Origin of the sequence: Streptomyces pilosus (assembly GCF_014649835.1) — a bacterium.
Classification (GTDB): domain Bacteria; phylum Actinomycetota; class Actinomycetes; order Streptomycetales; family Streptomycetaceae; genus Streptomyces; species Streptomyces pilosus.
In genome coordinates this window covers 238,117-262,413 of record NZ_BMTU01000011.1, presented here as the reverse complement: position 1 = coordinate 262,413, position 24,297 = coordinate 238,117, and the positions used below count along the sequence as shown (strand labels likewise).

The window sequence follows — 24,297 nt, the reverse complement described above, 5'->3', positions numbered from 1 at the left end:
CTCGGCCTCGCGACCTGCCTGATCACCCACCGGCACGTCCAACGCCTTTGTTAGGACCTCTAAGGGCTGCCCAGCCTTTGACGCCCACTGCTTGCTCGGGGCTGGCCAGCAGATACGGGATAACCCTTAGACAGGCAAGCCGATCATGGCTCAGCGGGCCAGGATCAGCCCTCTGCGCCTTCCCCCGCGCTGCGGGCAACAGGCGCTCCAGCCAGACGCGTCGCTCAGCACTGCACCATGCCCAGCCGGCACGGGCATGGCAGCCACTGTGGCGGCAGTGCTCACCGAATCGGTTCGAAGGCAGGTCGCTCGGCTTCCCATCTACCTCCTCCCACAAGGCCATGTTGGGTCGAGAGCGACTTCGAGCCCGTTGAAGCGGCTGTCTTGATACTGATCTTCGGCGCACTTTCGCCTTTCCGTGCATGCTGCAACGGTGATACCACGTACCCCGTGGCCTGTAGCTGGCCGCTTCGGGAGCCATCGGGGGAAGCATTGGATCAGGTGCAGATCGGATCAGGCGAGACCGGTACACCTCCTCTGACGCTGACTGGTCCTCAGCTCCAATTTCCGGCCATGCCGACTCCGAAGAAGGTCGTCTTCTCTTACGATCCGGACGAGTTCGAGGACTTCGTCAAGGAATGGGTACCAGCCCTCAACACGAAGTACGTGCGTGTGGAGCGGCATGGAGGCTCGGGTGATCACGGCATTGACGTGGCTGGCTACCTGACGCCCCAAGGGCTGGAGGGGGACTGGCACAACTACCAGTGCAAGCACTACGGGGATCCGCTGACCTGGTCGAAGGCCGCGCCGGAGATGCGGAAGATGTTCGCGGCAGCGGTACGGGGCCACTTCACGGTGCCGAAACGCTACGTCTTCGTCGCCCCGATGATCGGCCGCAGTCTGGTGCGGCTGTTCGCGAAGCCATCCGACACTCGACGGGATTTCCTCGAGGACCTGAAGTCCACGCGCGACGATGTCATCACCTCCCTCAGCAACGCACAACGGGAGGCGGTGGAGAAGCTCGCCGAGGGGACGGACTTTTCCATGTTCGAGACCGTCGACATGGACGAGATGATTGCCTTGCACCGCACCACTCCTCACTGGGCGACGCGCTTCCCGCAGCCGCAGGTCGCCCGTCCGCAGATCATGGTGCCGCCACCCGAACACGGCCCTGACGAGGCCCGCTACGTGCAGCAGCTGCTGGATGTGTACCGCGAGCGATGGGGCGACACGACCAGCTCGCTCGAACAGGTAGCCGAACACAGGCAGGCTAGTGAGCACCTACGTCGGCAGCGCGAAGCGTTCTACAGCGCGGAGTCCTTGCGCCTGTTCGCCCGCGATGCCTCGCCCGAGGGGCACTTCGAGGCCGTCCTCGACGACGTCTTCGACATTGTGGTCGAGGTCGCGGACGGCATCTACAGCCTTGGATGGGAGCGCCTGCAGGCTGTTCTCAACTCGGCTGGGCAGGTTGAGCTCACCGAGACCATCCTCACCAAATATGTGCGGCCTCTGGACCGCAAAGGGGTATGCCATCACCTGGCGAACGAGGACCGTCTGACATGGTGCCAGGAAGGGGACACGTGAATCCGCTGAACAGCCCCCTGGAGGTCGGGGTGCGGGCCCTGGTCCTGCTCGCGGAAAGCCACCCCGAGCCATTGGACCTGGCCGAGCTCGCCTTATTGGACTACGCGCTCTTACACAGCGGAGAGTTTGACGGCCCCCCGAGTCTGCACCCCGATCTGCCTGCGCGCACCGGGGAGCTGGGCATGAAACGCGTAGTCCTGGAGCAGGCGCTGCTGGTACTGATCCGCGCAGGACTCGCCGATCTCGAGCCAGATCATGACGGCCTGATGTACCGGGCCACGGAGCGGGGCCCGGCCTTCGTCGACATCCTTGAGGCCCCGTACGTCGGGAGCCTGAGAGAGCGGGCGGAGTGGGCCGTTCATCACTACGCACCCGGAGCCGACGTACGGGCTGCCACGCGGGCGATCCTCAACCGGCCGACGGAGGCTCAGCATGGCTGACCTGAGACTGGCCCACCTCACCTACGCGGGCTCCGCCAAGCCGCTTGCGCAGGTGGTCTTCGGCCCTGAGCTGACCGTGATCTACGGCGCCTCCGATACCGGCAAGTCCTTCATCGTCGATTCCATCGAGTACATGCTCGGCGGGGCCGATCTCACACTCATTCCCGAAGCCGACGGCTACAGCCAGATCCTGCTGGGTCTGCACATGCCCGACGGCAGCCCGCTCACTCTGGTACGCCGTCCGGGTAGCAGCTCCGTACAGGCGCACTACGCCGACCTGAGAAACTTGGTGACCCGCCCCGCCGACCGGCAGTTGACGGCGGTCCACCGCGCACGCAGCGCCCGGAGCGTCTCCGCGTTCCTGTTAACGGAGCTCGGGCTTGGCGAGGAACAGATCCGTAAGAACGACGCCGGCGGCACCCGCGCTCTCACGCTGACCGATCTCGTGCACCTGTCCGTCATCACCGAGACGCGAATGGTCGACCCGCTTCCCCCGGTGCTGCGCTCGAGTGCTGCCTCCACTAAGACCGCCGCCATGTCGGTCATGAAGTTTCTACTGACCGGGGAGGGCGACCCGGTCATCGAGACGGGCCCGAACGCCGGCCAGCGCAGGGTCCACAAGGGCCAGATCAACCTCCTGGACCAGATCGTCCTCGACCTGACCGCCAAGCTGACCACACAGGAGAATGCAACGCAGCTGCGCGAACGGCAGACACGCATTCAGGTCACCGTCGATGCTCAGTCCCGCTCGCTGCGCGTCATCGCCGACCGCCACGTTGCCGCGGTTGCCGCCCGCATGCAGACCGCCCAGGAACTAGCTGCACTGGAATCTCGCCTGGCAGAAGTCAGCGACCTGCATGCTCGGTTCAGGCTGCTGGAGCAGCAGTACCGGTCCGATCTGGACCGACTGACGATGGTCAGCGAAGTCGGCAGCATTCTTGGCTATTTCAAGGTCGGCACCTGCGTGTTCTGCGGCGCTGAACCACAGCACCAGCACCCCGACCACGGTGAGCAGGAGACCACACAGCTCCACGCCGCCGTGCAGGCTGAGGTGACCAAGACCAGCTCCCTGCTCGCCGACCTGCTGCCAACCATCGCCGACCTGCGCTCTCAGATGGAAGACCTGCAGGCCCGTCGCGGCGAGTTACTCCCCCGGGTAGTGGAGCTCAACGCCGAGATCGCTGAGGCCGAGCAGCACCTCGAACCCCTCCGGACTCACATGGAAGAACTCCTGACCGCCCGTTCCGCTGTTGAACGGGAACTGGAACTGCATTCCCGAATCGAGGAGCTGGAATCACGGCGATCCCGGTTGCACGGGGAAGGCGCGGTAGCGCAGACCCGGCCCACCGAGCACATCCCTACCCGTGTCTTGGCGGAGTTCGACCGGGTCCTCAGGCAGACCCTTGATGCATGGAAAGTCCCCGCAGTCGAGTTCGCGGAGTATGACCAGTATGCGCCCGAAGTCCGGGCGGGAAGCCGGCCCAGGGCGGGCCGCGGCAAGGGCGTGCGCTCGGTCCTGCACTCCGCATTCACGACATCGCTTGCCAGGTTCAGCATCGATAACGATCTGCCCCACCCCGGCTTCGTCGTGCTCGACTCGCCCGTGGTCACCTACCGGGAGCCCGTCGGTGAGGACGTCGACATCACCTCGAACGTCGTGGACCACTTCTACCGGGACATGCTCTCGTTCCCCGGCCAAGCGGTCGTCATCGAGAACGGCGACCCTCCGACCGACGTGCTCTCCTTCGCATCCGCGTACCGGTTTACCGGACCCGGAGGCGATCGTCCCGGCTTCTTCCCGGCCGCCGCCCCCGCGGACCGGTAGGCCGATCGGAAGACGGCCTTTGTCGCGCTGCGTCACCCATGCAGGGTGCTGCGGTACGCGGCTGTACGCCGCCGACCTGGACGACGGCCCCGCAGTCATTGATCACGCTGGTCACTGGTGATCCTCTCCGAGGATTGCGCTTGCATAGTCCGGCAGCAGGTCGTGGAGGTATGCGTAGAAGGGGTCCGGACGTTGGTGCAGGAGTGAGGAGATGACCGCCTCGTCGATCACGGCGACTCCCTGCGTTGGCAAGGGCTGCAAGTCGGGCGCCAACCGCCACTCGCTGCCGGTGAGGCGGGACCAGATCAGGGCGGAGAAGCCGGTGCGGATGCGGGATGCCTTGTGGGAGCCGGCAGCGACGGTTCGGCGTCTGCCCGGGTAGCTGTCGATGATCTTCTGCATTTCCGAACCTGGGAGTGTCCAGTTCGCGAAGCGCTTTCGTCGAGCGTGGTAGTCCAGCGGTGGCTGATCGGCGACGTGGTCGGTGAAGCGCTGGAACAAGGTGGGCAGGTCTGCTCGACGTCCGTGCAGGCGTTCCTCCAAGGGGCGGAATCTTCCCCAGTTGTCCATCCAATCCGGAGGAATGCCGAGGTAGGGCCCTGCTTCTTGCAGTGACATGCCCGTCGCGGCCTGGACGAGATGGGCTGCGAGGCCCCTGCGGGTCGCGACGTTCACTGGCGAGCGGCCGGCGTGGCCGAGCGGTGCCGTGATGATCTCGGTCCATTCCTCGGGGAGACGTTGCGGGATGGATTGCGGCGAGTAGCTGCGCCGACGGATCCGCAGGAACGCCGGCAGAGCAACCTGTGTGGGCAGCGGCCGGGGGAACCGCTTGTCGAGCAGCTGGAGGACTTCGTGCCGGAACAACGGCGAGCTGTCGCGCCGCAGAGTCAGCCATGTGTGACCCCAGGCGGGGTTGTCGAGGGGAGGCAGCTCGGCGATAAGCCGACCGAGTTCCAGGCGGAGTTCCGGCAGAGGAAGGTTCAGGATCTGCGCCGAGATCGCCAGGAGGGCGGCTGTGCCGCGGGCCGAGTAGACATCGCTGTCCCATCGCTCCTGGGCGGTGGTGGAGATTCTCAGAGACGGAGCCGGCCCGGGTCGGCCGAGGTCGTGCTCGAGAGCCTGCGCGAGCGAGCCGCTCGGTGCCAGGCTGGCTGGCAGTGGCCAGGTGGCGCGGATGAGCGCGGCCAGAACGAAGAGGTCCGTCATGCGATTGTGGCCGGCCAGCGGGTCCAGAGAGCGGCGAGCGCCGTAGGGGCGGGCTTGCAGAAGGCGTTGCTGCAGGTCGAGCAGGTCGTCCGACGGGATGTCGCTGTCGGTGAGATCGGCGGTGTCGAGCCGGGCGCCGCAGGGGCCATGTCGGGGCTCGATGACGTTGCGGCACTGAGCTGGATGGAGTGGGTCGAGATGCGGCTCGACGATCAGGCGGCGTGAGTTGCCTCGGATCATCTGTGCCGGCAGCACGCAGGCGGGGCAGGTGGTGCGAAGGAAGGAGCGGTGCTCCATGCAGGCGAAGTTGGCCGCCATCCGCCATGCCAGTTTCCAGGGCCCTCCGTGGCGTTGCTGGATGGCCGAGCCGTCACTAGCGAGGCAGGAAGGGCAGTAGCGCGTTGAGGTCGTCAGCAGCCAGACGGGGAAGACGCCACGGGGAGCGGGCGACAGGCCGCGCATGCCCAAGAGGGCTTCGGCCACGGGCGGGTAGCTGTTGACGTGGGGCTTGAGGGTGAGCGCATCCGCATCCTGCGCCGACATCCCGGTAGTGGCGCAGAACGCGGCGAGCACGTCTCTTTCCAGCATGAACATCCTGCGCGCGGGCGCGGAGTTGCTGCGCGGGCCGATCAGGCCGGTGTGCTGCATAAGGGCCGCGGGCTTCATGTCCAGACGGTGCGAGAGCCGCAGGATGAAGCCGTGAAGGTCCTCACCGGGCAGCGGCGCCAGGCTCCGGGGCAGTTGTTCGAGAAGGCGGTGCACAGGTCAGCCTGCGCCCTGACCGTCGCGGGGCCCACGATCGTCGAGGACGCGGTTGCGGCCGCGGGAGCGGCGCTTGGCGGGCTTGGCCGGCTGGGCAGCGATCTCGCCGTCCGGGGGGTGCGTGAGGTCGTCGCGGCCGATGACGATCTCGTCGAGCAGGGATTCGTCCAGGAACTCCCTCCCACTGGCCACGGCTTCCAAGGAACCGTCCTCGATCAGCCGGCCGAGCAACCCCACGACTCCGTTGGTCCGGCGCATCAGATACTCGGGCATGGTCCCTTCCGTGAGCATCCCCTCGCGTGCGTTGAGCAGCCGCAGGTGTTCCTCGATGCCCTGGAGGTGGTTCACGAACGCTTGGATCCCGGCGGGTGTCGTGGTGCGGAACCGGTCGAGTTCCACCAATTCGAAACGCCGTTCGGCCTGAGTGACCTCTAAGCCGTGGATGCGGGTGGACTCCAGCGGCGGCATCGCCCAGGAGCGCTGCTGGGCGTGCCAGCGCGCTTCGCGGAGCAGGCCGGTGCCGGGGATGTTCACTCCGGTGAGGATCAAAGTGATGTCCAGGCCCATGAAGGCCCCGAGGAGGTCCAGGACGTCCTGGTCATCGGCGCGGTTCACCCGCAGGCGGTTGATGTCGTCGATGATGAGGACCTTGACGCCGTGGTCCCTGAACGACTCGGCGACCTGTCGGACGAGCTGCGGCAGGGTCAGGCTGCGCGACGGCGCCCTGAAGAAGTTCAGGATGGTGACGCAGGTGCTTTTCGGCGTCGCTGTCACCGGAGCCTGGACGTAAGCGACCGGGGAGTGCAGGTCCAAGGTGCCCGGAACGGACGCCGGATTGACCGAGTTGTGCAGTCGCAGCCACCGGTCTTCGAACGCGGCGACGACACGGCAGACGGTGGCGGTCTTCCCGTACTGCCCCCAGCCGCTGACCACCACGCCAGCCAGCGTCGGATCCCTTCTCTTGCGGGTGTTGGCGCTGAGCCGGCGGTCGATCAGCCGGGACACCTGCTGGGCCATCGACGTCTGCTGCAACGGCAAGTTGACGTTGGTCATCTGCCGATAGGTGTCGTAGTCCTCCCGCCGCCGGAGCGGCAGCGTGCGCCACTGGGCAGCCGAGAGCCGGTGGGCCGGAACCAGCAGGCCGCGTGTTGCCCGGAAATGCTGCCAGCCTACGAACGTGTCGCGACCGGGTGTGTCCGACAGGATCAACTCGGCGATCTCCCTCCTGGACGGCAGGCCCGTCAGCACATCGCGCGGCACTGTCGTGTCGGTCACGCGTCGTCCCCCGGATCGTGATCGTCCAGATCGGGCAGCAGGAACAAGCTCCGCTGCCGCAGAGCGTCATTCAGCAGTTGAGGAGCTTCCGAAGGCTGGTCAAGACTCTCCCGGCGCCGACGGGGGCCCGCGTCGACGGCGGCCTGGACAGTTCGCGCCTCCCGTGGCCAGGACGGTCCGGAAGGCTCTTCGGCGTCGACGTACGAACTTGCCTCCCCAGCTGCAGGAGCCGTCGCAGGCGGGCGGCCGCATGTCGCGGCCCTGCCCTGGGAGGCCAGGCGCGAGCGGGACGCCTTCTCCGCCCTGATCATTTAGGTGGGCCACTGATCGAAAGGGGCCGCCGACCGCAGGATCTCCCAGAGCGGGGGCAGGCCTCACGGGCCTCATTCAGGCTCCCATGCGGCGACACCAGCTCGTGCAGGACACATGCGGCGGAACGGACCTGGGCGTCAGCCTTCGGATTCACCGCACCAGATCACCAGCTCGTACGGCCCCGCAGCGGCAGTTGACCACAATTGATCGCTTCGCAGAGTAGCCGCGGGCGACGTTGTCGCCGTTGGCGACGAGGACCGCGCCGCGTGTTCCGGCCTGCTTGCCGGGCTGGCCCGCGCAGTAGTCGTAGACCGGCTTGAAGCCCAGTGCCCGGTCGGGCTTACAGCCCCCGAGGGCGATCCCAGGTGTACATGCGCATGCCCCCTTGTCTCCCGGCCCTTCCCGTCGGCACGGGTCAACTGACCGGTGATGTGAGGACTGCTCCGTCCCTCTCAGATATGCGGGGAGGAAACGAGCGGTCCGCCTGCATGGCAGGCGGCCTCCGTCTACCTCACTCTCTTTGATACCCCCTGGGGGTATGCTACGGTGCAGCCGTTAGATACCCCCAGGGGGTATACATGAAAGGGGTGGAATCAATGTCAACCGGCAACCCGAGGCGCTGGTGGGCGCTCGTCGTCCTCGCCGCCGCTCAGTTCATGGTGATCATGGACACGTCGATCATCGGGGTGGCACTCCCCGAGATGCAGAAGGACCTTGGCTTCTCGCAGGGCGAGCTGCAGTGGGTCTTCAACGCGTACGTCATCGCTTTCGGCGGCCTGCTGCTCCTCGGCGGGCGCCTCTCCGACCTGCTCGGAGCGCGCAAGATCTTCAACACCGGCTGGGTCGTGCTGATCGCCGGCTCGATCGTCGCGGCAGCCGCGCAGACGGCCTGGGTGGAGGTCGCCGGCCGTGCCGTTCAAGGTGTGGGCGGCGCGCTGATCGCACCCGCCGCCATGACCCTGCTGATGATGCTCTTCGCGGACGACCCGAAGGAGCTCGGCAAGGCCATGGCCCTCTACGGCGCAGCGGCACCCGCCGGTGGCACGGCCGGCGTGTTCCTCGGCGGCGTGTTCACCGAATGGCTCAGCTGGCCGTGGATCTTCATCATCTACATCCCGATCGGCATAGCCACCCTGGCCGCCACCAAGCTCCTGCCCGCCGTCGGCAGCCGTCGAGGCGCCGTGGACGTGCTCGGAGCGGCCGCAGTCACCGCGGGCCTGGCGCTCGCTGTCTTCGCCATCGTCCGGGCGCCCCAGACCGGCTGGGCCTCCACCAGCACGGTGCTTCAGCTGGTAGGCGCCGCCGCACTGCTCGTGCTCTTCTTCGTGATCCAGAAGACCGTGCGCGAGCCTCTCATGCCGCTCGGTATCTGGCGGGTTCCGCGGCTGGGCTCGGCCAACCTGGCGATGACCCTGCTCGGTGCCGCGTGGATCCCCATGTGGTACTTCCTCAACCTCTACCTCCAGCAGGTACTGGGCTACGGGGCCTTCGCCTCCGGCGCGGCTCTGCTGCCGATGACCGGCCTGCTGATGATCTTCATGACCGCGATCACGGCAAGGCTGATGGCCAAGTTCGGCGCCAAGCCGCTGATCGGCGGCGGTCTGCTGGTCCTCGCGGCCGGACTGCTGTGGCTGTCCGCTGTCGAGCCCACCGGGACCTTCGTGGCGGACGTACTGCCCGCCTCACTGGTCGCCGCGCTCGGCATGTCGCTCGCCTACATCCCGGCGATGATGGCCGCCATGTCTGGCGCTCCGCAGGAGCAGGCTGGTCTGGCCTCCGGCATCGTCAACACCACGTATCAGGTGGGCTCCGCACTCGGTCTCGCGGCGCTGACCGCGGTGGCCACGTCACAGGGCGCCGGCCAGCTGGGCAACCTTCCCGCCTTGACGGACGGCTTCAGCGCAGCGTTCCTGTGGGCCGCAGCGATCGCTGGAGTGGGCGGGCTGATCACTCTGCTGGTGATGCGGGGCGAGAAGGCTGAAGCGCCGTCCGCTGCCGCTCCGTCGGCGCAGGACGAGCACGTTCGTGCCTAGACCCTGAGGTGGTGTGCGGACTGCGGTACAGCGCGACAAGATCACGGAGACATCCGCTGCCCGGCCTCGGCGCCGGGCGGCGGATGTCTTTCTCACTGGCAAGGAGTGCTAGTGCTCTGACCGGGAAGGTTCACCGAGTTGGTGGTCGTGGCGATTGGATGTGCAATGGCGTCCAAGGTGGCGGGATGGCGACATCAGTCGGCGGATTTTGCGTTCCGGACGCCGTTGTACCCGCTCTAGGTTCGGTTCATGGCAGAGATCAGCTACCGGGCGGCCGACGACTGCGCCCTGCACGCCACCGTCATCGGAGAAGGCGAAGCCCTTGTCCTCATGCATGCTGGCGGCCCCGACCACAAGAGCATGCTCCCCCTGGCTGAACGGCTCGCAGACCGCTGCATGGTCATACTGCCCGACCTGCGAGGCTACGGCCGTTCGGTCTGCAGGGACCCGGCCTGCTACACGTGGGCCCAGTACACCGAGGATGTGATCGGGCTCCTGGACCACATGGGTCTCCTCAACGCCGTACTCGCCGGAGCGGGCCTGGGCTCCACGATCACGCTCAGGACTGCAGCCGAATACCCAAGCCGGGTGGGAGCCGCCGTGTTGATCGGGGTTGAGGACATCGAGGACGACGATGCGAAGGATGCCGAGATCCGTTTCCTCGATGCATTCGCCGCCCGTGTCGCGGCCGATGGCATCGAGGCCGGTTGGGAGCCCATCCTCGCCGATTTCCCGCCCGTTGTTGGGGCCATGGTGCGCGACGCCATACCCCGGTCGGATCCCGCCAGCATCGTGGCCGCAGCCGCCATCGGCCACGACCGCTCATTCCGAAGCGTCGGCGAACTCGCCCGGATCATCGTGCCCACCCTCATCTTCCCCGGCGCCGACGCACGTCACCCCACCGCTCTTGCCGAAGAGGCCGCCGGCACCCTCCCCAACGGACAGTTGGCCATGGTCCCGATTGGCGACGATCTTCGGACGGCCGAGGACCTCGCCCGAGCCGTCGCTCCCGCGATTCGTGAATTCCTCCGGTCACCTGTCCGGGCTGGCAGCCGCTCCTCCGACTGGTCGAGCCCAGGATCGGCACGAGGTGACCATTGACGAGCGCGAACCCGGATTCCGTGGAATTTCGTGCGACCAACGTCCTGAGAAACCGCATCTGGTGCTGTGACCTCGCGGGTTTGCTGGCTTCGGTCAGGCTGCCGTCTTGAGAGGGCGTCCCCCACCGAATGCTCCTCGCTGCGGTTGCGGGACAGAACGGGCGGGTGTGGGGAGCAGGCTGAAGGGGGCGCTTCTGCTGCATCGGATGAAGCCTCATGGCGCCAGCCGCTACACGTCCTGCTTGCCTCCAGCCGAGGGCACACGGTAGGTGAACTCCTTGCCGCCCCGTTCCGGTCCAGATGCTCGCTCGCGGTAGAGGGCCCCTGCTTCGACCAAGCGCTTGAGCCGGTTGTTCGCGTTGGGCAAGGAGATACTGAGCGCCTCGGCCAACTGGGCGGCCCGGAAACTGCCGAGTCGCTGTGCCTCGGCGTAGGTGCCGGCGAGGATCGCTGCATCGCCCAGCAATTCGTGGGTGTCGCCGTCCAGGGCGATCTGTTTGCGTCGCTCGAGGCAGACGGTCACTCCGTCGCGGGTCTCCTCGTCCAGGCCGACCAGCCGGACCCCGTCCGCGTTGACGTCGCCGGCGGACAGCAGGAGATAGAACTTGCCGAGGAACTCGTCGACGAAGCTGTTGGTCATCGCTTCGACGCCGCCGAAGTCGATGGTCAGCAGCGAGATGGGAGCAGCGGCGCTGAGTTGCTCTTCCAGGGTTCGGCGGGCGTCGGCGCCCTTGCCCCTGGTAGCGAGAAACGTGCCGTGCTCTTTCACGGGGTAGGCGAGCAGCGTTTCGCGTTTCTGCGGTTTCATTTCATTCATTGAAGCACAGCGCTCTCAATGGCGGTACGACACTCTCAGCCAGGACCAGGTTCCTCGCACAGGAGTTGCTGTGGAGATGCTGCGGGTGACTGCTGCGCGGCGGAGCCGACCAGCGCGCAGCAGGCCATCGCCGCTGCGCAGCACCAGGCGGGTGGCGGCGGCGTCACTAGTCCCGGCCAACAGGTCGGGCAGTCCGTTACCGCGCATGTCGGACGTGCCGCTGACGCCGGGCTGCAGGGCGCGGTCAAGGGCTTCGGCGCTTGTGGTGATGCCACAGTGAGCTGGGTTGCCGCGCAGGTGGGCGAGGACGCCGATACCGGTGTCGCAGACGGCTATCTCCAGCCGCCGGTAGCCGGTGGTTTTACCGCTGTACGCCTGTGCGGCGATGAAAGAGCCGCAGGTGCTGGTTCCGTGGCTGATGGCGTTGTCGATGAGTTCACCGATGCCTTTGAACACCCGGCGCCCGTCACGTGGGCCGAGATGGTGGGTGGCCACTCGCCCCAGTCTTTCGCTGACGGCGTCGGCTGTGTCCGGCCGTAGGGCCTCGACTTCGAGCAAGGTCGAGGAGCGGTCGCTCCGAATCTCGTCCGGGACCTCTCCTTCGACCTGTGTGCAACGTGGCATGGCCCTGAGCAGGTCCATGCGCTGCATGTAGGAAGCGACGTCCGCGGAGTCGGGCAGCAGCAGGGTGGCGCGTGTGCCCACGGCTGCGTGGGTGTGCGCGGTTGCGGCCGTAGCCGTCAGGTCGAGGGGGCTGGCGAACAGTAGACGCCGGGCGTCCACAACGAGACGGCCGTTGTCGGTGCTTTGGGCGGCAAGGCTGTCGCGCAGCAGCGGGTGACGTCCGGCGAGTTCCAGTAGCACGGCTGAACAGCATGCCAGTCATGAGGCGGCCGGGGGTGCCTCACCCGTTTGGGCGTGTCGATGCATCAGCATCATCACGCGTGCTACGGTTTCACTGTCTTCAATGAAATCGACCAAAAGGAGTAGACGGTGAGTCGTCCCGACGGTGCGAGCGCGTCCAGGCCTCCGCGCACCTACAAGATCATCGTCAACGGTCAGGAACGGACCGTGAGCACGGAGAAGCTCTCCTTCGAGGAGGTCGTCTCCCTCGCCTTCGACCCGGTGCCCACGGGCCCTTCCGTCCTCATCACGGTCAGCTTCCGGCATGCCGACCAGAAGCCGGCCGAGGGCACGATCACCGCCGGCAACAGCGTGAAGATCAAGAACAGGACGGTGTTCAGTGTCACCGCAACTGATAAGTCGTAGCACGGACCTGCGACGCCTGCAGGACGAGGGGTACGGGATCGAGGTACGGTCCGGCCTGCTGCTGATGCACCACGTTCCTTACGTGGACGCCCAGCGCACCGTCCGCTATGGCGTGCTCGTCTCGGAGCTGTCGCTCGCCGGTGACGTGACGGTGGTCCCGAGCACGCACGTCGTCATGTTCATAGGCGCAGAGCCCTGTGACCACCTGGGACAGCCGCTCGAGGCCCTCATCAACAGCCGCGGGCGGCAGAACCCGGCGCCAGGCGTAGAGGTCGACTTCGTGTTCTCCAGCAAGCCGGCCTCCGGCTACCCGGACTACTACGCGAAGATGACGACCTACGCCGCCATCCTGACCTCCCAGGCCCAGCAACTGGACCCCGAGGCCACCGCGGTGACGTACTCCGTCGCCGACGATCCTGCCGCAGAATCCGTCTTCCGGTACACGGACACCGCCTCCAGCAGGGCAGGCATCGGAGCCGCGACCCGCCGACTGCAGGACCTGCGTGTCGCCATCGTGGGCCTCGGAGGGACCGGGAGCTACATCCTGGACCTCGTCGCGAAGACTCCGGTGGCCCAGATCCACCTCTACGACGGCGACAAGTTCCTGCAGCACAATGCTTTCCGCTCCCCCGGCGCCGCCTCCCGCGATGACCTCGAGGCGGCCCTGAACAAGGCCGAGCATTTCGCCGCCGTCTATGACCGGATGCGCCGTGGTGTCATCGCCCACCCGGCCTACGTGGACGAGACCAACGTCGAGACGCTGCGCACGGCAGATTTCGTCTTCCTGTGCGTGGACGACAACGCCGCACGACGACGGATCGTCGAAGGACTCGAGCGGTATCAGGTGGCGTTCATCGACGTGGGGATGGGCGTGTACGAGACCGGCGGACAGCTCTCCGGTCTCGTCAGGGTCACCACCAGCACCTCCACCAGGCGTCGTCACGTGCATGATCACCAGCGCATCCCCCTGGCAGACGGCGCCGCTCCCAACGACTACCAGCGCAACATCCAGATCGCAGATCTCAACGCACTCAACGCAACCCTGGCCGTGATCAGGTGGAAGAAGCTGTACGGGTTCTACCTGGACCTGGAGCAGGAATTCCATAGCGTGTACCAGATCGACGGCAACGTCCTGACGAACGAGGACGCCCCGTGAAACCGCTCCGGCTGACCCACGAGTTCGTCGACTACATCCCCGAACAGCTCGATGCTGGCGTCCTCTATGTGTCCCTGCGGTTCACGACCGTGATTCATCTGTGCTGCTGCGGGTGCGGCAGCAAGGTCGTGACCCCACTCAGCCCGGGCGACTGGCGCCTCACCTTCGACGGCGCATCCGTCAGCCTCAGCCCGTCCATCGGGAACTGGAGCTATCCCTGTCGATCGCACTACTGGATCCGTGACAGCACGGTGCGCTGGGCCGCGCAGTGGACGCCGAAGCAGGTCGAAGCAGCACGAGCGCGGACCGGCCAGTCCGGGCAGCGAGGGTCCGCGTCGAAAAGCCGAGGACCTGCTGCTCGTCTCCTGCAGCGCGTGCTCCGATGGCTGAGGCCGTAGACCGGACCCCCATAGCGCACTCATCCGTCCGTGGGCGGGATGGACGCGCAGAGCCAGAAACGTCAGAGCCCGGGCCCGGGCGCTGTTCCGCCGGGTCCGGGCTCCGTGTCACGCACGTACGAGCCGAGCGATGGCCTGAGATGCCTCGCTGACCTTTGCCTGAGCCTGTTCTCCGCCCTCGACGATGGCCTGCGTGACGCAGCCGTTGAGGTGCTCCTCGAGGAGAGCCAGTGCGCACGACTGGAGTGCGGCGTTCACCGCGGCGACCTGGGTGAGGACGTTGATGCAATAGGCGTCTTCCTCGACCATGCGCTGCAGCCCTCGCACCTGGCCCTCGACCCGGCGCAGCCGCCGGACGTGGTCGTCCTTCTGTGCGTGGTATCCGGCCACGGTGGCCTCCTTCCTGTCGTCGGTGGCTCAGCCCTTGGCGGGCTGGAAGGAGCGCAGTCGCAGGCTGTTGCCCACCACGAACACCGACGAGAAGGCCATGGCGGCACCGGCGATCATCGGGTTGAGCAGGCCGGCGGCTGCGAGAGGCAGGGCGGCGACGTTGTAGGCGAAGGCCCAGAAGAGGTTGGACCTGATCGTGCCGAGCGTCTTGCGGGAGAGACGGATGGCGTCTGCGGCGACCCGCAGGTCGCCCCGCACCAGTGTCAGGTCGCCCGCCTCGATGGCGGCGTCCGTCCCCGTTCCCATCGCCAGGCCCAGGTCGGCCTGGGCCAGCGCGGCCGCGTCGTTGACGCCGTCGCCGACCATCGCGACCGAACGGCCCTCGTCCTGCAGGCGCTTGACCACGTCGACCTTGTCCTGCGGCAGGACCTCGGCGATCACATGCTCGGGAGCGATGCCCACCTCGGCGGCGACCGCCTCGGCCACCGCCTTGTTGTCACCGGTCAGCAGCATCGGCGTCAGGCCGAGGGCACGCAGCCGCTCGATGGCCTCCGCGCTGGTCTCCTTGACGGCGTCGGCGACCTCCAGGACGGCGCGGGCCTCGCCGTCCCAGGCGACCGCGATGGCGGTACGTCCGCCTGCCTCGGCCTCGGTCTTGGCACGCCGCAGTTCCTCGGGCAGGGACATGGCCCACTCGGCGAGCAGCTTCTCGCGGCCGACGAGGACCGCGTGCCCCTCGACGATGCCCTGGACGCCGAGGCCGGCGACGTTCACGAAGTCCTCGGGTACCGGCAGCGTTCCGACGCGGGACGCGGCACCGGAGGCGACGGCCTGGGCGATGGGGTGCTCGGAGGAGTGCTCCAGGGCGCCCGCGAGGCGCAGCACATCGTCGTCGCTGGTTCCTTCGGCGGTGTGAACCGCGAGCAGGGTCATCTTGCCGGTGGTGACGGTTCCGGTCTTGTCCAGGACGATGGTGTCGACCTTGCGCGTCGTCTCCAGGACCTCCGGGCCCTTGATGAGGATGCCGAGCTGTGCGCCCCGTCCGGTGCCGACCATGAGGGCGGTCGGCGTGGCCAGGCCCAAGGCGCACGGGCAGGCGATGATCAGAACGGCGACCGCGGCGGTGAAGGCGGCAGTCAGGCCCGCGCCGTTCCCGAACCAGAAGCCGAGGGTGCCGAGCGCCAAGGCGATCACGATTGGGACGAAGACCGCGGAGATCTTGTCGGCGAGCCGCTGGGCGGCGGCCTTGCCGTTCTGCGCGTCCTCGACCAGCTTGGCCATGCGCGCGAGCTGGGTGTCGGCGCCGACCCTGGTGGCCTCGACGACCAGGCGTCCGCCGGCGTTCAGGGTGGCCCCGGTGACGCCGTCCCCGACGCCGACCTCGACCGGTACCGACTCCCCGGTGAGCATGGAGGCGTCCACGGCGGACGAGCCCTCGACGACCACACCGTCGGTGGCGATCTTCTCACCGGGCCGGACGAGGAACCGGTCGCCGACCGTCAAGTCGCCGACCGCTATGAGCTCTTCGCGACCGTCGCGCAGCGCCGTCACTTCCTTGGCGCCCAGCTCGAGCAGGGCCTTCAGCGCCGCCCCCGCCCTCCGCTTGGAGCGCGCCTCGAAGTACCGCCCGGCCAGGATGAAGGCCGTGACGCCCGCCGCGGCCTCCAGGTAGATGTTCCCGGCGCCGTCGGTGCGGGCGATGGTCAGTTCGAAGGGGTGTGTCATACCGGGCGTTCCGGCCGTGCCGAAGAACAGCGCCCACAGCGACCACAGGAACGCCGCCGACGTACCGACCGAGATCAACGTGTCCATGGTGGCGGCGCCGTGCTTCGCGTTGGTCCAGGCCGCCTTGTGGAACGGCCAGGCGGCATACGTCACCACGGGCGCGGCCAGCGTGAGCGACAGCCACTGCCAGTACTCGAACTGCAGCGCCGGAACCATGGCCATCGCGATCACGGGAACGGCCAGGACGACGGCGGTGGTCAATCGCTGACGCAGCGGCCGCAGGTCGTCGTCCTCGTCCTGCGCGGACGTGCCGCCCGCTGCCGGTTCGGCGTGTACGGGCTCGGGTTCCCGGGCGGTATAGCCGGTGGCCTCCACCGTGGAGATAAGGTCCCCGACGCTGACGTCCTCACGGAAGGTGACCTTGGCCTTCTCTGTGGCGTAGTTGACGGTGGCCTCGACCCCGTCCATGCGGTTGAGCTTCTTCTCGATCCGGGCGGCGCACGAGGCGCAGGTCATGCCGCCGATGGCGAGTTCGACCTCGGCGGCACCGGGCGTGGTGGTGGTCATGGCTGCTCCTCGGAGCTCACGGATGCGATGGGCGGGCGGGGCCGGTCGGGCAGCGGCCCCGCCGTCAGGGGTGGGTCAGGCGGCCACGCGACCGGTGAAGTCGTAGCCGGCCTCGTCGATCGTGCGGGCGATCAGCGCGTCGAGCGCCTCGCCGGGCTCGGTGGCGGTCGTCACCGTGACCAGGCCGGTGCCGATCTCGACGTCGACCGCGGTGATCTCGTCCAGGCCACCCACGGCCTTGGCCACGACGCCCTGGCAATGGGCGCTGCCGACGCCCTCGACCTTGTATGTGGTCTTGATCTCCGCGTTGGTGTTGCAGCTTCCGTCAGGGGTGCAGCAGTTCGACATGGGATCCGATCCTCCACAGACTTCGATGGATACCCCTCGGGGGTATCTGGCAACGGCTCCATGTATACCCCCCGTCCGTATCCATCGCAAGTGGTCGACCCTCCTTGACTTGATACCCCCCAGGGGTATGTTGAAGTGCATCGGCCGCCCCCATTAAGCGGCCTGGAGATGAGGAGTGGGCCATGCACACCGGACTGCGGATCACCGTCTTCGCCGCCGCTCTCGCCACGACCTTCGGTACCGCTTACGGCCTGGGCGGCGCCGTCGATGCGATCTCACCCGAACCGAAAAACCGTGCCCATGGCGCTCACGCCAGCCCCGAGGGCACTCCGGGCGCCGGACGCGAGGAGAGCCATGGCGGTCATGAAGCTGCCGTACCCGGGGGTCTCCAGATCTCCCAGAGTGGCTACACCTTCGACCTGCAGACTCTGCGGCTGGAAGCCGGTAAGAAGGCGGACCTGCGCTTCGCCGTCATACAGGACCGGACCGGCCGCAAGGTCACCGCGTACCAGCGCGAACACGGCAAGGAGCTCCATCTGATCCTTGCCTCGCGCGACCTGACCGTCTACCGCCATCTGCACCCGACCCGGGCCGCCGACGGCACCTGGTCCACCCCTGTGGAGCTGCCCAAGGCCGGCAGCTACCGCGTCTTCGCCGACTTCAAGCCCCAGGGCGGCGAGGCGCTCACCCTCGGCGCGGACCTCGCGGCCTCCGGACGGTACGAGCCCGCTGAACTGCCGACGCGCAACACCACGGCCACGGTCGATGACTACGAGGTGAAGCTCGACGGCGACCTGGCTCCCGGAGCAGCCAGTGAACTGACCCTGACGGTGACAAAGAACGGCAAGCGCGTCCGGGACCTCCAGCCATACCTGGGCGCCTACGGCCACCTGGTCGCCCTGCGCTCCGGTGACCTCGCCTACCTGCACGTCCACCCCAACGGCGAGCCCGGCGACGGCAGGACGCAGCCCGGTCCCGAGCTTGCCTTCACGGCTACGGCGCCCAGCACCGGAACGTACCGTCTGTTCCTGGACTTCAAGCACCAGAACCAGGTCCGCACGGCAGCCTTCACGGTGCACGCGGGTGGCGCGGAGGGGAAGCCGGACAAGCCGGCAGGCACCGAGTCGGGAGAGGAGGAAGCCGGGCGCGCGCACTGAAGCAGAGCGGTCCTCACCGGGCTCCGGTAAGGACCGCGTCCTTCTTCTGCGGCCCGATGGTGTCGAGGAGGTGAAAGGACGGGGGGTGCCGGCACCGTCGGCTGACGTTGCCCGCGCGCCCGACGCCGCCTCCACGATCCGCCTGCACACTCGCCGCTGCAAACAAGCCATCACCTGGCGAGTTAACCCGGTGTTTCCGCACTGATGGTCGATCACTGCCGACGAGCCGCTAGGATCACGGCATGGTTACGGCTCGGTCGCTCTGGCGCATAGACGGGACCCGCCTCGAAGCGGGTCCGTTGTTGCGCGTGCTGGCCATGGCCGTGCTGCTGTTCGGCGTCCTGGTGACACACGGCGTGCATGTGGAGAGCGTCCAGGGACACCTCTCCACCAGTGCGACGACTCCCGCCGCAGCGTGGGACGAGCGCACTCACGACGCAGCTGCCGAATCCGTGCGGCAGTTCGCCGCGGAAACCGACGATCACCCCGGCGGGCACGATTCGTCACATCCTGTCGAGCAGTGCGCATCAGGCCAACCCCAGCAGGGTTCTGCCCTGGCACTGCCGTGCATAGCGGCGTCGGTTCGCGAATCAGCTGATCCCGACGCCTCGGCCCTGCGGGCGTCTGCCGTCGGTCGGCCCGTCGACGGTGCGTCACCAGTGGCTCTGAGAGCAGCCGCCGTGGTGCAGCGGGTCTAGGAGTTCGGGGACTCCTCCAACCGGCCTGCCGGGTGTCACCGGTTCGGCTGGTACCACGTGACGAGCTTTGCACCCCGTGCTCATGATGGGGCCTCACGTTCGTCGAAGCCGTCCTGCCCCCACCCATGTCTGCGCCTCACTCCAGCCTTGCCGGAAGCGTGGCAGCAGCGCGGAGGACCCGTGCCGACACAACCCCGTATGCCCGCGCATGCCTCATGGAGCCCATGCGGCTCATCGTCGTGGCGCCGATTCGTCTCGGCGATCCGCGCCGCGCTCGTGATGGCACTCGTGCTGTGCGCCGTCATGCACGGTGTGCCCGATGAGACGCACGCATCGGTGTCCGTGCCTGCCGCGCCTTCGGTGGTGGCCACGGGCGGGGAGCCTCATGAGCCCCACAAGCACCACGAGGCCGAGGACTGCGCGGCGGATGCCATCGTCCGTAGCGCGGCCCAGTCGACGGAGGATCTTCCCCTCGCCGTGCTGGCGGTGGCCGTACTCGTCGCCGTATCCGTGGCGATGGCAAGACCCCTCGTACGGCATCAATCCCGCAGACGCCGCAGAGCCCGTACCGGCCGCGTGGCGCTCGTCCGTACTTCGCGGTGGCGAATTTAGATCACTCGCTCGCAGCCGATCGACTTCACCGGCTGCCGCGCGCCCATGACAGGAACGCGGACCCACGGTCCGCCACTGCGCCATGGCGCGCGAGATGAACCCGCACGTGCATTCATCTGCATTCATCGAGCGAGAGTGACAACACAGACATGCAGTCATTGACCAAGGCCGCGGTCGACCCGGGCCGGTCCGCCCTGTCCGGTTTGGTGGGCAACACCCCGATGCTGCGGGTGTCGGAGCCGCTGGCCCCGGCCGGGCGCGGCTTCTGGGCCAAGCTCGAGGGCTTCAACCCCGGAGGCATCAAGGACCGTCCGGGGCTGCACATGGTCGAGCGGGCCCGCGCCCGTGGCGACCTGCGGCCCGGCGGACGGATCATCGAATCCACCAGCGGCACGCTCGGCCTGGGGCTGGCGCTGGCCGGCATGGTGTACGGCCACCCGGTGACTCTGGTCACCGATCCGGGACTGGAGTTGTCCATGACCCGGCTGCTGGCGGCCTACGGCGCCCAGGTCAACGTGGTCTCGGAGCCGCACCCCACGGGCGGCTGGCAGCAGGCCCGCCGCGAACGCGTGCAACGACTGCTGGAGCAGCATCCGGACTCCTGGTGCCCGGACCAGTACAACAACCCGGACAACGTCGCCGCCTACACCCCCCTGGCTCTCGAACTGGCCTCGGAGATGGGCCACATCGACGTGCTGGTGTGCAGCGTCGGCACCGGCGGCCACTCGGCGGGCGTCTCGCGCGTCCTGCGCCAGCTCTACCCGGAGCTGACCGTCGTGGGTGTGGATACGACCGGCTCGACGATCTTCGGCCAGCCCGCCCGGCCCCGGCTGATGCGAGGCCTCGGCTCCAGCATCTACCCCCGCAACGTCGCCTACGAGAACTTCTCCGAGGTGCACTGGGTCGCCCCGCACGAGGCCGTGTGGACGAGCCGCCAGCTCGCCTCGTCCCACTACGCCACCGGCGGGTGGAGTGTCGGCGCGGTCGCACTCGTCGCCGGGTGGCTGGCCCGGACGATGCCCGCCGACGCGCGCATCGTCGCGATCTTCCCCGACGGTCCGCAGCGATACCTGGGGACGGTCTACGACGACGACTACTGCACCGCCCATGGCCTGCTGAACTCACCCCCGGCACCCGAACCGGAGCTGATCGGGCGCCTGGACGAGAAGGAAGTCAGCTGCTGGACCCGGTGCACCACCGTGGTCGACCCCCTCACCCTGCAAGGCGCGGACCAAGACGTCGCCGAGGACGCCCCGGCCGCCGAGACCGACCCCGCGGAGGAGGACTGATGAAAGGCCTCCTCACCCAGGTTCGCTCGTACGAACGCAGCGTGCAGCTGTTGATGGTCAACCAGTTCACCATCAACCTCGGCTTCTACATGCTGATGCCGTACTTGGCCGCCCACCTCTCCGGCACCCTCGGCCTGGCCGGCTGGATCGTCGGGCTCGTCCTCGGCGTACGCAACTTCAGCCAGCAGGGCATGTTCCTGGTCGGCGGCACGCTCGCCGACCGGCTCGGTTACAAGCCGATGATCGTCGCCGGATGTGTGCTGCGCACCCTCGGATTCGCGACACTCGGCCTGGTGGACTCCCTGCCCGCGCTGCTCGCCGCGTCCGCGGCCACCGGGCTGGCCGGGGCCCTGTTCAATCCGGCCGTACGGGCATACCTCGCGGCCGACGCGGGGGAACGCCGGGTCGAGGCGTTCGCCCTGTTCAACGTGTTCTACCAAGCCGGCATCCTGCTGGGTCCGCTGGCGGGCATGGTGCTGACCGGGGTGGACTTCCGCATTACCTGCCTGGTCTCGGCCGGCATCTTCGCGCTGCTGAGCGTCGTACAGATCCGCGCGCTGCCCGCCCGGCGGGCCGAGGACGCCAAGCGGCAGGAGGGAGGCGGCGGCCAGGGCGTGCTCGCGCAGTGGCGCGGCATCATCGCCAACCGGCCGTTCCTGCTCTTCTCCCTCGCCATGATCGGGTCGTACGTCCTGTCCTTCCAGGTCTATCTGGCGCTGCCGCTGGAGGTACGCCGGCTCGGCGGCGACGGGGAGTCCGGCACGGCGGCGGTCGCGCTGCTCTTCGCGGTCTCCGGACTGAGCACGATCCTCGGCCAGACGCGGGTGACCGCATGGTGCAAGGCGCGCTACGAGCCCGGGCAGGCGCTCGTGCGGGGGCTGGCCGTCATGGGCCTGGCCTTCGTACCTCTGCTCCTGGCCACCGCCATTCCCGTACCGAAGGCCGGGATCGGACTGTGGCTGCTCGCGGCAGTGCCGCCGACACTCGCCGCGCTGCTGCTGGCCGTCGGCACGATGATCGCCTACCCGTTCGAGATGGACACCATCGTCCGCCTCTCCGGTGACCGCCTGGTCGCCACGCACTACGGGCTCTACAACACGATCTGCGGCGTCGGCATCACCATCGGGAACCTGGGCACGGGTGCGGCGCTCGACGCTGCCCGCGCGGCCGGGCTGCCCGCGCTGCCGTGGATCACGCTGTCCGCGCTCGGCCTGGCGTGCGCCGCCGCGCTGTACGGCCTGCATCGCACCGGCCGACTCGCGGCGCCGCCCGCCTCCGAGCCGCTGACCGCCACCGTCTGACCCACCGGCCCTCCGGTCCAGGGGCGGGGCACCGAACGGTGCCCCGCCCCTGCTGGCCCCTGCCGCCATCCAGGAGTCTTCGATGCCCGTCCCCGCCACACCCCCTCCCCAGCCGACCCCGCTGCAGCTCCGGCCATTCCGCGCGGTGCGCTACGACCCGGACCGAGTCGGCGACCCCTCCGAACTCCTCGCCCCGCCCTACGACGACCTCGACCCGGCCCGGGCCCGCGAGCTTCGGCGCCACCCTCACCACGTGGCCCGACTGCTGTACGCCGACGCGCCGCAGGGCGCCGCCCGCGAACTGGGGCGCTGGCTGCGACGCGGCGTCCTCCGCCGGGACGAGCGACCCGCCCTGTACGTCTACCAACAACAGCGTGGTGCCCAAATCCTCCAGCGCGGCCTCATAGGTGAGCTGTTGCTGCCGCACCAGGCAGGTCAGCTACTTCCACACGAAGACGTCTCGCCCCACGTGGTTCGGCAGCGCGCTGCCCACATTTCGGGCCTGCGCGCCCAACTGGAGCCGCTGCTGCTGGCCCACCGGTGCACGGAGTCCACAGCTGCGCAGGTCACCGAACACGTCACTCGTCGTACGCCGCTCACCGTGGCCAGGATCGGGGACGTCACCCACAGCTTGTGGGCCTGCGACGACGTGGAGGAACTCGCGGACGTCAGCAGTGGTCTGTCCGCCGGTCAGGCTCTCATCGCCGACGGCCACCACCGGCACGCCGCCTGTCTCGACCTGAGCGCAGACGCGGCAGGCCCGTGGCGCCACAGCCTTGCCCTGCTGGTCGACACAGCCAGGTACCCCTTGCGGCTCTCCGCCATCCACCGGGTGCTGCCGGCACTGGATCCGGAGAAGGCAGCAAGCGCCGCTGCCGAAGTGGCCCGGGTTCTGCCACTACCAGCAGGACCACGTCCGCCCGAGCCCGGCGAACTCATCCTGGCCGGTGGTGGGCAGGCGTGGATCATCACCGAACCCGAGCCCAGGGCCCTGCACGACGCCCTGTCCGGCCATCCCAGCCAGTGGGCGCAGCTGCCCGCGGCCGTTAGCGACCACCTGCTGCTGCGCCACGCCTGGTCCGTACCCGACCTGCCAGGAACGGTGATGCATCTCCACGACATGCGCCAGGCCACTGAGGCCGTGTCCGCACCCGGCAGCGGCAGCGCGCTCCTGTTGCCCGTGATCAGTGAGAGCACCGTGTGGGAGCTGGCCGGTGCCGGAGTGCTGTTGCCCCGGAAGTCCACTTCGTTCGGTCCCAAGCCGGCGGCCGGTCTGGCCATGCGCGTGATGGGATTCTCGTAGCGCCGCTCCCGCGCCCACAGCGAGGAAGGCCAACTACTCCTCCTGCGGGCCGTAGTTGCCCAGGAACATGTCGACGCCGCTGGTGATGAGGCGGTCCGTCAGGTCCTCGTCGATGTGCGTGCCGTAGGAGCTGAACACCATGTGGGGGAAGACGAGCAGGCCGTAGAACTGGATGATCGCCACCTGCAGGTCGGGGACCTCCAGCCGTCCTTGCTCGGTGAGGGCGCGCAAAGCGCCGGCGACGGCTGGGTGGTGGCTCTCTGTGCCGCGGTGTCGCCAGGCCTCACCCAGCTCGGGGAAGCGGTGGAGCTCGGCGGCGACGAGGTTGCGCAGGGCGGTGACCTCGTGGTTGGTGCGAACCGCGTGGACCCAGGTGCGGGCCGCCTCGACGAGGGCGGCCCGCAGGTCCTCGGCCTCGGCCAGGCCTTCCAGCGCGGCTGACGACTCCCCGGCGAGCGGCTCGTCGAGTGCGCTCGTGATGACGGCCGTGAACAGGGCTTCCTTGCTGCCGAAGTGGTTGTAGACGGTCACCTTCGACACGCCTGCCTCGGCAGCGATGGCGTCCATTCCCACGCCGAAGCCATCCCGAAGGAACAGCTCGCGAGCGGCCCGCACGATGGCCTGCCGCTTGAGCTCCGCGCGGGGACCGCTCGGCGGCTGTTTGACGCTGTCCACGCTCATGACCTCGACCTTAGCATCATCTGAACTGTACGGTTGAGTTCATCTGAAC

At 68.0% G+C, this 24,297-nt stretch carries 20 protein-coding genes; 12 read left to right on the top strand and 8 right to left on the bottom strand.

Annotated elements, in window-relative coordinates; translation table 11 throughout:
* Nucleotides 1-573 precede the first annotated feature (573 nt).
* From IE118_RS25465 to IE118_RS25455, 3 genes are read left to right on the top strand one after another with little or no spacing between them, the layout of a single operon-like run.
* Nucleotides 574-1,584 carry an ABC-three component system protein gene (locus tag IE118_RS25465; RefSeq protein WP_189560366.1) on the top strand — a complete coding sequence of 337 codons (1,011 nt, stop codon included), beginning with the start codon at nucleotides 574-576 and terminating at the stop codon, nucleotides 1,582-1,584.
* On the top strand, nucleotides 1,581-2,024 hold the full coding sequence (locus IE118_RS25460; RefSeq protein WP_189560365.1) for an ABC-three component system middle component 2: 444 nt from the start codon (nucleotides 1,581-1,583) through the stop codon (nucleotides 2,022-2,024). Before IE118_RS25465 ends, IE118_RS25460 begins: the two co-directional genes overlap by 4 nt.
* Nucleotides 2,017-3,849 (top strand): P-loop NTPase family protein, encoded by a 1,833-nt coding sequence (locus IE118_RS25455; RefSeq protein WP_189560364.1) that lies wholly within the window; start codon nucleotides 2,017-2,019, stop codon nucleotides 3,847-3,849. The genes IE118_RS25460 and IE118_RS25455 overlap by 8 nt, the downstream gene beginning before the upstream one ends.
* A gap of 111 nt (nucleotides 3,850-3,960) precedes the next feature.
* Here the strand turns inward: IE118_RS25455 and IE118_RS25450 are convergent, their stop codons facing one another.
* Nucleotides 3,961-5,817, bottom strand: a complete 1,857-nt coding sequence (locus IE118_RS25450) for a TniQ family protein (protein WP_189560363.1) — start codon at nucleotides 5,815-5,817, stop codon at nucleotides 3,961-3,963.
* A 3-nt stretch (nucleotides 5,818-5,820) separates the two neighbouring features.
* The gene (locus IE118_RS25445; protein WP_189560362.1) at nucleotides 5,821-7,092 is read right to left on the bottom strand and encodes an AAA family ATPase; all 1,272 of its coding nucleotides are present in this window, start codon (nucleotides 7,090-7,092) and stop codon (nucleotides 5,821-5,823) included.
* A 908-nt stretch (nucleotides 7,093-8,000) separates the two neighbouring features.
* On the opposite strand from IE118_RS25445, the gene IE118_RS25440 reads away from it, so the two are divergent.
* On the top strand, nucleotides 8,001-9,437 hold the full coding sequence (locus IE118_RS25440; protein WP_189560361.1) for an MFS transporter: 1,437 nt from the start codon (nucleotides 8,001-8,003) through the stop codon (nucleotides 9,435-9,437).
* Nucleotides 9,438-9,686: 249 nt separating this feature from the next.
* Nucleotides 9,687-10,538 carry an alpha/beta fold hydrolase gene (locus IE118_RS25435; RefSeq protein WP_189560360.1) on the top strand — a complete coding sequence of 284 codons (852 nt, stop codon included), beginning with the start codon at nucleotides 9,687-9,689 and terminating at the stop codon, nucleotides 10,536-10,538.
* Between the two features lie 228 nt (nucleotides 10,539-10,766).
* Here IE118_RS25435 and IE118_RS25430 read toward each other — a convergent pair whose 3' ends face one another.
* Complete coding sequence (locus IE118_RS25430; protein ID WP_189560359.1) at nucleotides 10,767-11,345, bottom strand: DUF4325 domain-containing protein; 579 nt, start codon at nucleotides 11,343-11,345, stop codon at nucleotides 10,767-10,769.
* Between the two features lie 24 nt (nucleotides 11,346-11,369).
* The gene (locus IE118_RS25425) at nucleotides 11,370-12,218 is read right to left on the bottom strand and encodes an ATP-binding protein (protein ID WP_189560358.1); all 849 of its coding nucleotides are present in this window, start codon (nucleotides 12,216-12,218) and stop codon (nucleotides 11,370-11,372) included.
* Between the two features lie 129 nt (nucleotides 12,219-12,347).
* On the opposite strand from IE118_RS25425, the gene IE118_RS25420 reads away from it, so the two are divergent.
* From IE118_RS25420 to IE118_RS25410, 3 genes are read left to right on the top strand one after another with little or no spacing between them, the layout of a single operon-like run.
* Nucleotides 12,348-12,623, top strand: a complete 276-nt coding sequence (locus IE118_RS25420) for a multiubiquitin domain-containing protein (protein WP_189560357.1) — start codon at nucleotides 12,348-12,350, stop codon at nucleotides 12,621-12,623.
* Entirely contained in the window at nucleotides 12,598-13,779 is a 1,182-nt protein-coding gene (locus tag IE118_RS25415; protein ID WP_189560356.1) for a ThiF family adenylyltransferase, read from the top strand. The genes IE118_RS25420 and IE118_RS25415 overlap by 26 nt, the downstream gene beginning before the upstream one ends.
* Nucleotides 13,776-14,177 (top strand): ubiquitination-like system serine protease family protein, encoded by a 402-nt coding sequence (locus IE118_RS25410; RefSeq protein WP_189560355.1) that lies wholly within the window; start codon nucleotides 13,776-13,778, stop codon nucleotides 14,175-14,177. Before IE118_RS25415 ends, IE118_RS25410 begins: the two co-directional genes overlap by 4 nt.
* Nucleotides 14,178-14,285: 108 nt before the next feature.
* Here the strand turns inward: IE118_RS25410 and IE118_RS25405 are convergent, their stop codons facing one another.
* The 3 genes from IE118_RS25405 to IE118_RS25395 all read right to left on the bottom strand — a co-directional run bounded on the left by IE118_RS25405 (nucleotide 14,286) and on the right by IE118_RS25395 (nucleotide 17,207).
* Nucleotides 14,286-14,567 (bottom strand): metal-sensitive transcriptional regulator, encoded by a 282-nt coding sequence (locus tag IE118_RS25405; protein WP_189560354.1) that lies wholly within the window; start codon nucleotides 14,565-14,567, stop codon nucleotides 14,286-14,288.
* Nucleotides 14,568-14,594: 27 nt separating this feature from the next.
* On the bottom strand, nucleotides 14,595-16,859 hold the full coding sequence (locus tag IE118_RS25400) for a heavy metal translocating P-type ATPase (RefSeq protein ID WP_189560353.1): 2,265 nt from the start codon (nucleotides 16,857-16,859) through the stop codon (nucleotides 14,595-14,597).
* 75 nt (nucleotides 16,860-16,934) lie between these two features.
* On the bottom strand, nucleotides 16,935-17,207 hold the full coding sequence (locus tag IE118_RS25395; RefSeq protein WP_189560352.1) for a heavy-metal-associated domain-containing protein: 273 nt from the start codon (nucleotides 17,205-17,207) through the stop codon (nucleotides 16,935-16,937).
* A gap of 182 nt (nucleotides 17,208-17,389) precedes the next feature.
* Here IE118_RS25395 and IE118_RS25390 point away from each other — a divergent pair, with 182 nt between their 5' ends.
* The 4 genes from IE118_RS25390 (at nucleotide 17,390) to IE118_RS25375 (ending at nucleotide 23,567) form a co-directional block, all read left to right on the top strand.
* Nucleotides 17,390-18,364 (top strand): DUF8832 domain-containing protein, encoded by a 975-nt coding sequence (locus IE118_RS25390; RefSeq protein ID WP_189560351.1) that lies wholly within the window; start codon nucleotides 17,390-17,392, stop codon nucleotides 18,362-18,364.
* A 1,459-nt stretch (nucleotides 18,365-19,823) separates the two neighbouring features.
* A complete protein-coding gene (locus tag IE118_RS25385) occupies nucleotides 19,824-20,963 on the top strand; it encodes a PLP-dependent cysteine synthase family protein (RefSeq protein ID WP_189560350.1) in 1,140 nt (379 codons plus the stop codon).
* Entirely contained in the window at nucleotides 20,963-22,264 is a 1,302-nt protein-coding gene (locus tag IE118_RS25380) for an MFS transporter (RefSeq protein ID WP_189560349.1), read from the top strand. Before IE118_RS25385 ends, IE118_RS25380 begins: the two co-directional genes overlap by 1 nt.
* Before the next feature lie 82 nt (nucleotides 22,265-22,346).
* Nucleotides 22,347-23,567 carry a DUF1015 family protein gene (locus tag IE118_RS25375; RefSeq protein WP_189560348.1) on the top strand — a complete coding sequence of 407 codons (1,221 nt, stop codon included), beginning with the start codon at nucleotides 22,347-22,349 and terminating at the stop codon, nucleotides 23,565-23,567.
* Between the two features lie 33 nt (nucleotides 23,568-23,600).
* Here IE118_RS25375 and IE118_RS25370 read toward each other — a convergent pair whose 3' ends face one another.
* On the bottom strand, nucleotides 23,601-24,248 hold the full coding sequence (locus tag IE118_RS25370) for a TetR/AcrR family transcriptional regulator (RefSeq protein ID WP_189560347.1): 648 nt from the start codon (nucleotides 24,246-24,248) through the stop codon (nucleotides 23,601-23,603).
* Between the last annotated feature and the right edge of the window lie 49 nt (nucleotides 24,249-24,297).